This is a genomic window from Intrasporangium sp. (genome assembly GCF_035280925.1).
In the GTDB taxonomy this organism is placed as follows: Bacteria; Actinomycetota; Actinomycetes; order Actinomycetales; family Dermatophilaceae; genus Intrasporangium.
The window spans coordinates 1-13,709 of the sequence record NZ_DATEEY010000020.1 but is presented as its reverse complement, the minus strand read 5'-3'; the positions used below and the strand labels follow the sequence as shown (position 1 = coordinate 13,709).

The window sequence follows — 13,709 nt, the reverse complement described above, 5'->3', positions numbered from 1 at the left end:
TGACCGCGTCGCGAACAGGGCTGGCATCGTGGCGACGGTCAATAGGGTGACGGGCATGAGCACACGCAGCCTGGAGATCGCCCAGTCCTTGGCGCCCGATCTGGTCGCGCTCCGACGCCGGCTGCACCAGATCCCCGAGATCGGGCTGGACCTTCCCCAGACCCAGGCCACCGTGCTGGAGGCGCTGGACGGCCTTGACCTCGAGATCACCCGCGGGCGCGCCCTGTCGTCGGTCGTGGCGGTGCTGCGCGGTGGGGCGGCGCCGGACGACGGACCGCGACCCTCGGTCCTCTTGCGCGGCGACATGGACGCGCTGCCCGTGGTCGAGGAGGTCGAGGTCGACTACCGCTCCACCAACGGCGCGATGCACGCGTGTGGCCACGACCTCCACGTGGCCGCCCTCGTCGGTGCGGCCCGGGTCCTCCACGAGCGGCGCGACGAGCTCGCGGGCGACGTCGTGTTCATGTTCCAGCCCGGCGAGGAGGCACCGGGTGGCGCCGCGCCGATGATCGAGGAAGGCCTGCTCGAGGCGAGCGGCACCCCGGTCAGCGCGGCCTACACCCTCCACGTCTACTCCGCCGAGCACCCGCTCGGCACGTGGTTCGGACGACCTGGTCCACAGATGGCCGCGGCCGACGAGTTCAGCGTCCGGGTCGTCGGCCAGGGCGGGCACGGGGCGACGCCGCACCGGGCGAGCGACCCCATCCCGGCCGCGTGCGAGATGGTCCTCGCCCTGCAGACGAGGGTGACGCGCGGCTTCGACGTCTTCGACCCGGTCGTCGTCACGGTGGGCAGGTTCGCCGCGGGGACCAAGGACAACATCATCCCCGACGACGCGGTCTTCGACGGGACGCTGCGCACGCTGTCCGTCGCCGCACGCACCCAGGCCATCGCCGACATCGAGCGGGCCTGCCGTGGGATCGCCAGTGCGCACGGCCTGGAGGTGGAGATCAGCTGGGCCTCGGGCGCCTACCCCGTGACCGTGAACGACGAGGCCGAGTTCGAGCACGCCCGCGACACGCTGCTCGACCTCTTCGGCGCGGATCGCTGGGTCGACATGGCCAACCCGGAGCTCGGCTCCGAGGACATGGCGGTCGTCCTCGAGCACGTGCCGGGTGCCTATCTCAACCTCAGCGCCTGCGCGACCGGGGATCCCGAGATGGCGGACGACAACCACTCACCCCGGGCAGCGTTCGACGACTCGGTCGTCCCTGACGGGGCCGCCTTCCTCGCCGAGGTGGCCCTGCGCCGTCTCGCCGCCCACACTCCTGCGCCGCACCTCACCCCCGCGCAACACACCGAATAGATCGCGACACACCGCGATCCGATTCCGGTGTGTCGCAAGATAACCGGTGTGTTGCGGGCAGGAATGGCGGGCTGCTCGGCAAGTGAGATCTATCTCATGTTTTCTTGACCAATTCCAGATTAGTTGGTTGTGTGGGGCCATGACTGGTGACCCGACGATGATGCTGCGCGAGGCGCAGCTGCGGGTCACCCGGCCACGTGTCGCGGTCCTCGAGCTGCTCGAGCGCCACCCGCACGCCGACGCCGACACCATCGCCCGCGCCGCTCGCGAAAGCCTCGGCAAGGTCTCGACCCAGGCGATCTACGACGTCCTCGGCGCCCTGAGCGACGCCGGGCTCGTTCGCCGCATCGAGCCGGCCGGCTCCCCCGCCCGCTATGAGCTTCGCGTCGGCGACAACCACCACCACCTGGTCTGCCGCAGGTGCGGGGCCATCGTCGACGTCGACTGTGCGGTGGGTGAGCGCCCGTGCCTGCACGTCTCGCACGACTTCGGCTTCGAGATCGACGAGGCGGAGGTCATCTACTGGGGCCGCTGTCCCACCTGCCGCGCCCACGGAGGCCCCGACCAACCCGGCCGACCCGCGAAGCGGGCGACGCTCGCTGACTGAGCTCAGCGGCATACGACCACCACAACATCCACAGCTCAACCCGCAACACGATTCGAGGAGACACGATGACTGTCGAAGGACCCCGACAGGACCCCGGCAACACCCAACCGCTGACCACGGTCGCGGGCGCACCCGTCTGGGACGGCGAGAACAGCGTCACCGCCGGGCCGCGCGGCCCGATGCTCCTCCAGGACGTCTGGTTCCTCGAGAAGCTCGCCCACTTCGACCGCGAGGTCATCCCCGAGCGGCGCATGCACGCCAAGGGCTCCGGCGCCCACGGCACCTTCACGGTGACCAACGACATCACGCAGTACTCCTGCGCCAAGATCTTCTCCGAGGTCGGCAAGCAGACCGAGATGTTCGCCCGCTTCTCGACCGTCGCCGGTGAGCGTGGCGCGGCCGACGCCGAGCGCGACATCCGCGGCTTCGCGGTGAAGTTCTACACCGAGGAGGGCAACTGGGACCTCGTCGGCAACAACACGCCGGTCTTCTTCTTCCGCGACCCGCTGCAGTTCCCCGACCTCAACCATGCCGTCAAGCGCGACCCGAGGACCAACCTGCGCAGCGCCGAGAACAACTGGGACTTCTGGACCAACCTCCCGGAGTCCCTGCACCAGGTCACGATCGTCATGTCGGACCGCGGCATCCCGGCGTCCTACCGTCACATGCACGGCTTCGGCTCGCACACGTACTCGTTCTACAACGCCGAGGGCGAGCGCTTCTGGGTCAAGTTCCACCACCGCACCCAGCAGGGCATCGAGAACCTGACCGACGCCGAGGCCGCCGCCCTCATCGGCGAGGACCGCGAGTCGCACCAGCGCGACCTGTTCGAGTCGATCGAGAAGGGCGACTTCCCCAAGTGGAAGCTCTACGTCCAGGTGATGCCCGAGGTCGACGCGCTCAAGGTGCCCTACCACCCGTTCGACCTGACCAAGGTGTGGCCCAAGGGCGACTACCCGCTCATCGAGGTCGGCGAGTGGGAGCTGAACCGCAACCCGGCGAACTACCACGCCGAGGTCGAGCAGGCCGCCTTCTCCCCCGCCAACATCGTGCCGGGCATCAGCTTCTCGCCCGACCGCATGCTCCAGGGCCGGCTGTTCTCCTACGGTGACGCGCAGCGTTACCGCCTCGGGGTCAACCACCACCAGATCCCCGTCAACGCGCCGAAGGCCGTTCCCAACCCGAACAGCCCGCATCGCGACGGTGCCATGCGGATCGACGCAGGTGGGACGCCGTCGATCACGCCGAACTCCTACGGCCGCTACTCCAGCCAGCCGCAGTACAAGGAGCCGGCGTGGCGGATCGACCCGTCCGCGGACCGGTTCGACCACCGGGAGGACGACCAGGACTACTACACGCAGCCCGGCATCCTCTTCCGCGAGAAGATGACGCCCGAGCAGCAGCAGGTCCTCTTCGAGAACACCGCCCGCGCCATCTCGGGCGCCTCGAGGGAGACGATCGAGCGCCACATCGCCAACTGCACCAAGGCCGACCCGGCCTACGGCGCGGGCGTCCGGGCGGCGATCGACGCGCTGAACGCCGCTGCCGCCGAGGCCGATGACGTCGCCAAGGGCGCGGCCAACGCCAACGCCCCGGTGGACGGTGCGCCGGTCGAGCGCGACGACTTCGCCGACGTTCTCTGACCGCGGGTAGTCGACAGACAGGAACCCCGCCACTTCGGGACCACGGTCCCGAAGTGGCGGGGTTCCTCGTGTCAGGCGCGCTTTTCGCGGACCACGGTCCCCGTCTGGCGGCCGTATGCCGCTGGGCTCGCCGGGAGCCCAGCGGCAGTGCCGTATCGGTCAGGTCCTCAGCAGCAACGGCCCTGGGGGTTCCGCTCCATCCAGTCCATGTGCTCCCGCCAGAACTCGCGCTCGGTCGGGGGCTGCTGGTCCGGGTGGTGAGCCGCGAGATGGGCGCAGTAGCGGTCGTAGGCGTCCGCACCCATGACGGCCCCGAGGTAGGCGACGACCCTCCTGGCCGAGGAGACCGACCCGGAGAGCAGTCGCTTGACCGTCAGCTCAGTAGCCATCTCAGTGGTGCCTCACCGGTCGGGTCACCGGGACCTTCGCCCACTGCTCCTCCAGCTCGCGCTCGGGCGGTGTCGGGAACAGGCTGGCCGGCGCGTAGATCTTCGACTCGATGTAGGGGTCCTCGGTGTTGACACCACGGTGCCCCTGCCAGGCCCGCACGGTCGCGATGATCGACATGAGAAGGACGATGATGGTCAGGACGACGAAGAGGATGGACAGCGTGCCCTGGACCGTCGTGTTGCGCACGACGGCCTCCATCGCCTCGACGGTCTTGGCGGTGCCGAAGCTCGTCTGTCCCTCGGCAAGGGCGTCACGGAAGGCGCTGTTCTGCGCCCAGTAGCCGACCGCGGGCACCGGCGAGAAGATCTTGTACATCGATGCCGTGATCGTGATGACCGCGGCAAAGGCCAGCGGGACGACCACGACCCACAGGTACTTGAAGTTCCCGCGGCGAGCGACGATGGCCATCACGACCGAGAGCGCGATGACCGCCAGCAGCTGGTTCGCGATGCCGAAGAGGGGGAAGAACGTGTTGATACCACCGAGTGGATCGGTGACACCGAGCACCAGGATGTAGCCCCAGCCGCCGACCATGATCGCGGTGCAGATCCAGGCTCCTGCCGTCCAGGAGGTGTCCTTGAACCTCGGGATGAAGTTGCCGATCGTGTCCTGGAGCATGAACCGCGCCACGCGGGTGCCGGCGTCGACGGCGGTGAGGATGAACAGCGCCTCGAACATGATCGCGAAGTGGTACCAGAAGCCCATCAGCGCGGTGCCGCCGAACCACTGGTGGAGGACGGTGGCGATGCCGACGGCGAGGGTGGGCGCACCACCGGTGCGCGAGACGACGGACTCCTCGCCGACGTTCTCGGCGAGTTGCGTGAGCATGTCCGGCGTGAGGTTGACCCCGCTGAGACCGAGCTGGTTGACGAAGGCGACGGCGCCCTCGACGGTGCCCTGGGTGACCGCCGCCGAGGAGTTCATCGCGAAGTAGATCCCGCGGTCGATGGTGATCGCGGCGACGAGCGCCATGATCGCGACGAAGGACTCCATGAGCATCCCGCCGTAGCCGAGGAAGCGGGTCTGCCGCTCCTTCTGGACCATCTTCGGCGTGGTGCCGGACGAGATGAGGGCATGGAAGCCCGACAAGGCTCCGCAGGCGATGGTGACGAACAGGAACGGGAAGAGCGATCCCGGGACGACGGGTCCGTCATCGCGGCTCGCGAACTCGGAGACCGCGGGGACGTTGATCTCGGGCCGGACCACGACGATGGCGATCGCGAGCAGGAAGATGACGCCGATCTTCATGAAGGTCGACAGGTAGTCGCGCGGGGCGAGCAGCAGCCACACCGGCAGCACCGCCGCGACGAAGCCGTAGATGATGAGCATCCACGCGATGGTCGTGCGGTCGAGGTGGAAGAGCTCGGCACCCCAGGAGGACTCGGCCACCCAGCGGCCGGAGATGATGGCGAACATCAGCAGCGCGAAGCCGATGATGGAGACCTCCATGACCTTGCCCGGCCGGATGAAGCGCAGGTAGACGCCCATGAAGAGCGCGATCGGCAGCGTCAGACCAACGGAGTAGACGCCCCAGGGCGAGGCGCCGAGCGCGTTGACCACGACGAGCGCGAGGATCGCGACGATGATGATCATGATGGCGAGCGTCGCGATGAGGGCGGCCGTGCCCCCGATGATGCCGAGCTCCTCGCGGGCCATCTGCCCGAGCGAGCGTCCCCCGCGCCGCATCGAGAAGAACATGACGAGGTAGTCCTGCACCGCGCCGGCGAGGATGACGCCGACGATGATCCAGAGCGTGCCCGGCAGGTAGCCCATCTGGGCTGCGAGGACCGGGCCGACGAGCGGGCCGGCGCCGGCGATGGCGGCGAAGTGGTGGCCGAAGAGGACCCGACGGTCCGTCGGCATGAAGTCCTTGGCGTTGTCGTTGTACTCGGCCGGCGTCGCACGCGTGTCATCCGGTTTCGCGATGTTGCGCTCGATGTACCTGGAGTAGAAGCGGAACGCGATGAGATAGCTGCAGACCGCGGCGAAGACGAACCAGATCGCGTTGATCGTCTCGCCCCGGAAGATCGCGATCATCGACCAGGACACCGCACCCAGCAGCGCGATCGCGGCCCAGGTCACGATCTTCTGCGTGGTCCAGCGTCGGTCATGCTCCTCGAGGACTTCTGGATCTACTGCTGCCGGAGGCAGCTCGGCTTGTTCAGGCGCGATGTTGCTCATCTACCCAACCTCCAGGGACACAGTGGGGGTGTCGCGCCGAGGAGGGCCGAGCGGTCGACCTCAATGGCGACGTCATGAGCGTCACGCTACCCCTGCCAGGGCCCCGGGGGCAGGTTGGCCATACCGCGGCATTGTGCCCAAGCGGTAACAATCCGGTCAGAGCGGGCGGAACACCGCGGCTGGGGACGGCCGCCCTCCCCAACGCAACCCCCTAGCTGAGGATGTCGACCCGGCGGAACCTCCGGTAGGCCAGCATCGTGAAGGCGACCGCCCACACGAGCGACCACAGCGTGCCATGGATGATGTCGGTCCACTGCGGTTCTATCGCCAGGGCATCCTGCCAGGCCCGGTTGTAGTGCCCGGGCAGCGCGTTGCGGTACGGGTCGAGCGCATCGAGCTGGTCGAGGATGTTCGCGAGGATCGAGATGAGCACGGCACCCCCGACTGCGGCGAGCGGTGCGTCCGACCGCGTGCCGAGCCAGAAGGCGATCGACGCGATCGGCAGGAGGGTGACGAAGATGTAGGCGCAGGCCAGGGCGAGCCGCGGGAGGAACTGCCCCCAGGTGAGGTTCTCCCCGATCGGGTTGGTCAGCGGCTCCCAGCCATAGGCGATCCCGCCGACGACCAGGGCCCACGCGGGCAGCAGGATGGTGGCGAGCGCTGTCGAGCTGATGCCCACGACGGCCTTGCTCGTGAGCAGCCGGGCGCGCCGCACGGGCGCAACGAGCAGGTAGCGCAGGGACGCCCATGACGCCTCGCTCGGCACCGCGTCCCCGCAGAACAGCGCCGCCACGAGGATGAGGAGCAGCTCGGAGGCGAGGAAGACGACCACGAGGCTGAAGTTCGCCGCCCCGCTCTGGGCGAGGTCGAAGATCCGCGTCGTCGCCCCACCGCGCTGGTTGCCGTCGTCGTCGCCGAAGGCGAACGCGATGACGAGGATGATCGGCAGGGCCGCGAGCAGCCCGAAGGCGACGAGCGTCCGCCGCCTCCCCAGCTGCCGTCCCCACTCGGCCCGCCAGGACAGCGGTTCGCGCACACGATCAATGCCGTATGCCGCTGAGCCGGCTTCCAGCGCAGGCTCGCTCGTCTTCGGCTGACTCATCGTGCCCTCACCTGCCTGAGTCGCTCGATCAGGGAAGCATCGGCGGTGTCGACGGCTCCGTTGCCACTCGCGGACGCGCTCGAGATCACGCCCAGGAAGACCTCCTCGAGGTGGCGGCGGCTGCTCACGCCGATGACGGGCAGGCCGGCCTCGACGGCTGCCCCGACGACCTCGACCCGCGGGCGGGCAGCCACGACCACGACCCGGGTCTCGGTGTCACGCCGGACCTCGACGATGCCGTCGACCGCGCGCAGCGCGACGAGCCGGCTCGGGAGCGATGGCTTGCCCGAGTCCTCGTCCGACTCGACCGCGACCGGGTCGAGGTCGAGGATCGTCGTGTCGTCGCTGTCGACGAGGTCGGCGACGAGGCCTTCGGTGACCACCCGGCCGGCGTGCATGACGACGACATGGGTGCACGTCATCTCCACCTCGGCGAGCATGTGGCTCGAGATGACGACGGTGCGACCGGTCTCGGCGTAGCGGCGCAGGATCGGGCGCATCGCCGCGATCTGCGGCGGGTCGAGGCCGTTCGTCGGCTCGTCGAGGACGAGCAGCTCCGGGAGCCCGAGCATGGCCTGGGCGATGCCGAGCCGCTGCTTCATGCCATGGCTGTAGGAGCGCACCGGCCGGTCGACGGCTCCGCCGAGCGCGGCCACCTCGAGCGCCTCGTCGACGTGCGCGTCCTCCGGTCGCCGGCCGGTCGCGGCCCAGTAGGCCTGGAGGTTCTGCCGGCCGGTCAGGTGCGGGAGGAAGCCCGGCCCCTCGATGAGCGCGCCGACCCGTTCCAGCACGTCGGAGCCCGCCGACACCGGGTGGCCCAGGACATGGACCGTGCCGGAGTTGGGGGCGATGAGGCCCATGACCATCCGCATCGTCGTCGTCTTGCCGGCGCCGTTCGGTCCGAGCAGTCCGACGACCTGGCCCTTCTCTGCCCGCCAGGAGACGCCGTCGACGGCGCGGTGGCCGTCTGCATAGGACTTGACCAGGTCCGTGACGACGAGCGGGACATCGGCGAGGTCCGGACGCGGCTCCTCGTGCCGGCGCTGCCGCCGGCGCCACAGCGCCGCCACCCCAGCGAGGACGACGAGCGAGGCGAGGATGCCGCCCGCGAGCGCCGATTCCGTGTCGGTGCCGGCGACCGACGTGCCCACCGGCGTCGCCTCGACCACGGGAACGGTGAGATCGGCGCCCGCCTCGACGGCGATACGGGCCGGCTCCCGGCTGTTGGCGTAGGTCGCCTCGGTGCTGGTCAGCAGGACCCGCCAACGGCTCCCGGTCGGCATCTCGTAGGTCGCGGCCGGGAGCGAGACGGTGACGGTGGTCGGCCGGCCCGGCGTGACCGGCACCCGGATCGGCGCGACGAGAGACGCCGGCAGGGTCGGCTGTTCACCGGAGACACGCCACAGCGAGGCGAACAGCGTGACCGTCGGCTGGTCCGAGGTCAGGGTGAGGGTCATCGTCGGCGAGCCCGCGACCGTCACGCTGCGCGGGGCCGGCTCGGTCTCGAAGTAGGTGGACAGCCCCGGAAGGGCCGCGATCTGGAACGACGACACGTTGAGGCCCAGGGCTGCCAGGCCGGGTATGGCGACCATCGACGCCGGCTGGCCCCCGGGCGGGTGCAGCAGTCCTCCGGCCGTGGCCGCGAGCGGGAGTCGCTGCGTCGCGACCGCGGCGCCGTCGAGGCCCGGGTACCGGGGCATGGTCCACAGGTCGGCGGGCTGGCTGCGGCGGCTCGCCGGGGTCGGGAAGGTGAATCCGGCGACGGGGAGGTCGGACTCGGGCGAGGATCCGTCCTTGACGTAGTGGTCGAGCCACGCGTGGGCCGCCTCGGTCTCCTCTGCCTGGCGGGTGCTCGGAGCATCGTGGCCGCCGTCGCTCCAGCGGACCGCGACAGGGGTCCCCGCAGCGGCGAGGGCCCGCGCCGTCGCGTCGGCGTGCTCCAGCCCGAAGAGGGAGTCGGCGATCCCCTGGACGAGCAGGGTCGGCGCGGTGACCTTGCCCAGGGTCGGCTTCGGGCTGTGCTGCCGCAGCAGGGTGACGAGCCCGTCGCTGGGCTCACCCGTCACCGAGGCATCGAGGAACCCGGCGCAGATCGTCGGGTCGAAGCGACCGCAGGTGGTGACGTCCGGCACGTTCTGCCCCCTCGACGAAGCCGGGGGCGTCGGCGCTGCGGCCGGCTGCTGGCCGTCCGACCCGACGGAGGGGAGGGAGAGGATGCTCGCGTTGGCGCCGAGGAAGAAGTTCGTCGCCCAAACCTGCTTGAACGGGCCCGGGTTGTCCACGGACTCGCGTCCGGCAGGCGTCGGACCGGTCGACGTCGCCGCCGACTGCGGGAAGAAGGCGTCGGCGAGGTCGTTCCAGGTGACCGCCGCGACGACGGCGTCGATGCGCTCGTCGGCGCTGGCGAGCATGAGCCCGAGCGCGCCTCCGTAGGACCCGCCCATGACCCCGACCCGGGGGTCCCCGGGCGCGTCGAGGAGCACGTCCGAGCGCTTCGCGACGAGGTCCACGAGCGCCTTCGCGTCCGCGATCTCGAACCCCGGGGCGTTGAGGTGGATGCGACCGCCCGACGCGCCGTGGCCGCGAGCGGACCACGTGACGACGAGGTAGCCGCGCTCCTGCAGCTCGGTCGCCTCCGTCGTCACGGAGTCCTTCGAGCCGCCAAAGCCATGCGCCAGCAGGACGACGGGGTGTCGGTCATCACCTGGTGGTGTCCACACTGCGGCGTCCAGGGTCACCGCGGTGCCGTCCGGCTCTGCACCCACCGGCACCTTGAGGTTCTCTGTCGCCGCCGCCGAAGCCGCCGCGAGCGACGTGCTCCCGGCGGCTGGGGTGCCCGAGCCGACACCGACAGCCATGGCGAGCAGGGCCCCCAGGACAGCCAGTCCCGCGCGCAGTCCACCCCGTGCGCGGGGGGGCCCAGTCACCGACATTGGGTAATCACATCACGCCGCGTTGTGAAACGAGCGAGCGTCTACGACTCTGTCGCACCGCGCTCGAGGAGGTATGCGATGACGAGGCAGGTCACGAGCACCATCGCAGGCGGCAGGAAGCGCGCCGCACCCTCGAGCTCCAGCCACTCGTAGGGCGCGACGGTGAAGTCGAACAGGTCGAGGTCGAGCAGGTACTTGACCATGGGCAGGAAGCCGAAGACCAACCCGACGGCTCCGATGAGGTTGATGACCAGTCGCCGACCGGCGCCGCCCTGACTGCTGGCCTGCTGCGTCACGACTCGCCCTCGAGGAGGTGGCTGCGGCCGAACATCTCAGCCGCCTGTCTCGCCGTCGGTGTGCCCGCGTCGAGGTCCGCCCCGGCTGCCACCAAGGCCCGCACGACGGAGTCCTCCCCCTTGAAGATCGCTCCTGCGACGGGCGACTGGTCCCTCGCGTTGCGCAGGTTGACGTCGGCGCCGCGCGCGACCATGGCGAGCACCGTCTCCTCCCTACCGTGGTACGCCGCAAGCATGAGGAAGGTGTTGCCGTCCGCATCCGTCATGTCGACGGGCACCCCGTGGTCGAGGAAGTCGAGCAGCTCGGGCGTCTGCCCCGTGCGGGCCAGCTCCATCGCTATGTCGATGATCCGCCGCTGCTCCTCAGGTGTGAGCGACCCGCCGCCGGGACTACCTGTCATGGCCCCAAACTACAAGCCTGTCCGGGTCCCGGGACGCGGTGGCGACTGACGGGTAACCGGGATACAAACGAGCCATGGCTACCACTGCACTGCGCGGCACCCCAGTCGAGACGATCGGGGACCTGCCCACCGTCGGCGACGTGGCCCCGGAGTTCGTCCTCGCGGGCGACGACCTGAGCGACGTCCCCCTCAAGCACGGCACGCGAGTCGTGCTCAACATCTTCCCGAGCATCGACACCGGCGTGTGCGCGCAGAGCGTGCGCCGCTTCAACGAGATCGCCAGCACGCTCGAGAACACTCACGTGATCTGCGCCTCCGAGGACCTGCCGTTCGCGCTCAAGCGGTTCTGCGGCGCGGAAGGACTCGGCAACGTCATCGCGGCCTCCGCGTTCCGTTCGACGTTCGGCGAGGACTACGGCGTGACCCTGGCCGAGGGTGCCATGCGCGGCCTGCTCGCCAGGTCCGTCGTCGTCATCGACGAGGAGGGCACGGTGCTCCACACGGAGCTCGTCCCCGAGATCTCGCAGGAGCCGGACTACGACGCGGCGATCGCCGCCCTCAACTGAGCCGTCTTTCGCCCGCCCCACACCGTGCCGGACGGCGTGTCCCGGCCACCGCTCAGGGGGTGTCGCCGTCGACCCAGTCGAGGGTGCGCTGAACCGCCTTCTTCCAGTTGCGGTAGAGCCGCTCGCGCTCGGCCGGGTCCATCGAGGGCAACCAGCGCCGGTCCTCGCCCCAGTTGTCCCGCACCTCGCTGGGACTGGCCCAGTACCCCACAGCCAGCCCAGCGGCATACGCCGCCCCGAGAGCCGTCGTCTCGGCCACCCTCGGGCGGACGACGTCGACGCCGAGCAGGTCGGCCTGGAACTGCATGAGCGTCTCGTCGACGACCATCCCGCCGTCAACCTTGAGCTCGGTGAGCGGGACGCCACTGTCGGCGTTCATCGCGTCGAGCACCTCGCGGGTCTGGAATGCCGTTGCCTCCAAGACGGCTCGCGCGATGTGGCCCTTGTTGACGAACCGCGTCAGGCCGACCAGCGCGCCCCTGGCGTCCGGCCGCCAGTGCGGCGCGAAGAGGCCCGAGAAGGCGGGCACGAAGTAGGCGCCTCCGTTGTCCTCGACCGATGCGGCGAGCGTCTCGACCTCGGATGCGTCGCCGATGATGCCGAGGTTGTCGCGAAGCCACTGCACCAGGGACCCGGTGACGGCGATGGACCCCTCGAGCGCGTAGACCGGTGGCGCGTCGCCGAGCCGGTAGCACACGGTCGTCAGCAGGCCGTGCTGGGACGGGACGATCTCCTCGCCGGTGTTCAGGAGCATGAAGTTGCCGGTGCCGTACGTGTTCTTGGCGGTGCCCGGCTCGAGGCAGGCCTGCCCGAAGGTCGCCGCCTGCTGGTCGCCGAGGATGCCGGCCACGGGCACGTCGAGCAGGATGCCCGGCTGGCAGGTGCCGTACACCTCCGAGGACGAGCGGATCTCCGGGAGCAGGCTCGTCGGGACGCGCATCTCGGCGGCGATCTCCTCGTCCCAAGCGAGGGTCCGAAGGTCCATGAGGAGCGTCCTGGAGGCGTTGGTGACGTCGGTGACGTGGACGCCGCCGTCCGGACCGCCGGTGAGGTTCCAGAGGATCCACGTGTCCATGGTGCCGGCCAGCACCTGCCCCGACTCGGCCCGTGCGCGGGCCCCCTCGACGTTGTCGAGGAGCCAGCGGATCTTCGGCCCGGCGAAGTAGGTGGCGAGCGGCAGCCCGGTCTGCTTCTTGAAGCGCTCCGGTCCGGCATCGCCGGCGAGCTCGTCACAGATCGCCTGGGTCCGGGTGTCCTGCCAGACGATGGCGTTGTGGATGGGCCGGCCTGTCTCCCGGTCCCAGACGACGGTCGTCTCGCGCTGGTTGGTGATCCCGACGGCGACGACCCGCCTGGCGCTGAGGTTGGCCTTGCCGAGAGCACCGCCGACGACCGCCCTCGTGTTGTCCCAGATCTCCATGGGGTCGTGCTCGACCCAGCCGGCCCGCGGGAAGACCTGGCGGTGCTCACGCTGGTCGCTCGCGACGACGCTGCCCGAGCGGTCGAAGACCATCGCGCGGGTGCTCGTCGTGCCCTGGTCGATCGCGACGACGTAGTCCATTGACAGACCGTATCGTCCGTCGCGTCGCGGTGGCGTTGTCACACGTGTGTGGTATGCCGCTGAGCTCGCGGCTGTTCGCGAGTTTCCTTGCGCTGCAATAATTTTCAGGATGAATCGCGCCTCGCAGTCGTTGACCGGGCAGGGTCGCAGATGGTGTAATTGAGGTGGTTCGCGAGGCTTGTCCGCACGGACTCGCCGCGCTGCAGGGGACGATCGGAAGGAGGGCGTCGTGCCGTTGACCACCGCCGCCCTGTCGCCCCTCGAGCGAGTCATCTCCGGCGGCGCGGGCGGCGGCGAGCGACTGGTTCTGGGTCCCCTCGACCTGGTGCGGGGAGACCGGGTCACGGAGATCCGCTGCGACCTGTCGACGGACCATGCCGAGCTTCCGGCGGAGGCCGGGTTGTCGTTGGAACAGGCCGCGGCCGCGCTGGTCGCCGAGATCGAGGCACTGGAGGCGGAGCGGGCGCGGGTGGACGGGCGGCTGGTGGCCGCGTACGGCGCGCTGCACACCGTGATCGGAGAGCAGCACGCGGCGCACGAGGCGCAGCTGCCGGATGGCTGGCCCCGGGAGAGCCCGGCCGAGGCCGCGGTCACCGTGGAACAGCTGGTGATCCACGAGATCGCCACCGCGACCGCGGTGCCGGCCGGTGAGGCCGGCCGGCG

11 protein-coding genes and 1 pseudogene are annotated in these 13,709 nt (G+C 69.8%); 5 read left to right on the top strand and 7 right to left on the bottom strand.

Annotated features, from left to right (window positions below; translation table 11 throughout):
* Positions 1 to 55: 55 nt before the first annotated feature.
* The 3 genes from VJN29_RS02405 (at position 56) to VJN29_RS02395 (ending at position 3,556) form a co-directional block, all read left to right on the top strand.
* Positions 56 to 1,306 (top strand): M20 family metallopeptidase, encoded by a 1,251-nt coding sequence (locus VJN29_RS02405; RefSeq protein WP_324141912.1) that lies wholly within the window; start codon positions 56 to 58, stop codon positions 1,304 to 1,306.
* A 139-nt stretch (positions 1,307 to 1,445) separates the two neighbouring features.
* Positions 1,446 to 1,913 carry a Fur family transcriptional regulator gene (locus tag VJN29_RS02400; protein WP_324141909.1) on the top strand — a complete coding sequence of 156 codons (468 nt, stop codon included), beginning with the start codon at positions 1,446 to 1,448 and terminating at the stop codon, positions 1,911 to 1,913.
* A gap of 65 nt (positions 1,914 to 1,978) precedes the next feature.
* The gene (locus tag VJN29_RS02395) at positions 1,979 to 3,556 is read left to right on the top strand and encodes a catalase (RefSeq protein WP_324141907.1); all 1,578 of its coding nucleotides are present in this window, start codon (positions 1,979 to 1,981) and stop codon (positions 3,554 to 3,556) included.
* A gap of 167 nt (positions 3,557 to 3,723) precedes the next feature.
* Here the strand turns inward: VJN29_RS02395 and VJN29_RS02390 are convergent, their stop codons facing one another.
* The 6 genes from VJN29_RS02390 to VJN29_RS02365 all read right to left on the bottom strand — a co-directional run bounded on the left by VJN29_RS02390 (position 3,724) and on the right by VJN29_RS02365 (position 10,919).
* Positions 3,724 to 3,945, bottom strand: a complete 222-nt coding sequence (locus tag VJN29_RS02390) for a YbdD/YjiX family protein (RefSeq protein ID WP_324141904.1) — start codon at positions 3,943 to 3,945, stop codon at positions 3,724 to 3,726.
* Position 3,946: 1 nt separating this feature from the next.
* On the bottom strand, positions 3,947 to 6,187 hold the full coding sequence (locus VJN29_RS02385; RefSeq protein WP_324141903.1) for a carbon starvation CstA family protein: 2,241 nt from the start codon (positions 6,185 to 6,187) through the stop codon (positions 3,947 to 3,949).
* Between the two features lie 211 nt (positions 6,188 to 6,398).
* On the bottom strand, positions 6,399 to 7,289 hold the full coding sequence (locus VJN29_RS02380; RefSeq protein WP_324141902.1) for an ABC transporter permease: 891 nt from the start codon (positions 7,287 to 7,289) through the stop codon (positions 6,399 to 6,401).
* A complete protein-coding gene (locus VJN29_RS02375) occupies positions 7,286 to 10,216 on the bottom strand; it encodes an alpha/beta fold hydrolase (RefSeq protein WP_414654312.1) in 2,931 nt (976 codons plus the stop codon). The genes VJN29_RS02380 and VJN29_RS02375 overlap by 4 nt, the downstream gene beginning before the upstream one ends.
* 47 nt (positions 10,217 to 10,263) lie before the next feature.
* Complete coding sequence (locus tag VJN29_RS02370) at positions 10,264 to 10,518, bottom strand: hypothetical protein (RefSeq protein WP_324141898.1); 255 nt, start codon at positions 10,516 to 10,518, stop codon at positions 10,264 to 10,266.
* On the bottom strand, positions 10,515 to 10,919 hold the full coding sequence (locus tag VJN29_RS02365; protein WP_324141896.1) for an ankyrin repeat domain-containing protein: 405 nt from the start codon (positions 10,917 to 10,919) through the stop codon (positions 10,515 to 10,517). The genes VJN29_RS02370 and VJN29_RS02365 overlap by 4 nt, the downstream gene beginning before the upstream one ends.
* Positions 10,920 to 10,993: 74 nt before the next feature.
* On the opposite strand from VJN29_RS02365, the gene tpx reads away from it, so the two are divergent.
* The gene (gene tpx, locus VJN29_RS02360) at positions 10,994 to 11,485 is read left to right on the top strand and encodes a thiol peroxidase (RefSeq protein ID WP_324141894.1); all 492 of its coding nucleotides are present in this window, start codon (positions 10,994 to 10,996) and stop codon (positions 11,483 to 11,485) included.
* A gap of 52 nt (positions 11,486 to 11,537) precedes the next feature.
* On the opposite strand, the gene glpK is transcribed toward tpx, so the two are convergent.
* Positions 11,538 to 13,046, bottom strand: coding sequence for a glycerol kinase GlpK (gene glpK / locus VJN29_RS02355; RefSeq protein ID WP_324141891.1), 1,509 nt, complete (start codon positions 13,044 to 13,046; stop codon positions 11,538 to 11,540).
* Positions 13,047 to 13,275: 229 nt separating this feature from the next.
* On the opposite strand from glpK, the pseudogene VJN29_RS02350 reads away from it, so the two are divergent.
* Positions 13,276 to 13,709: pseudogene (locus VJN29_RS02350) on the top strand (hypothetical protein); the annotation flags it as partial.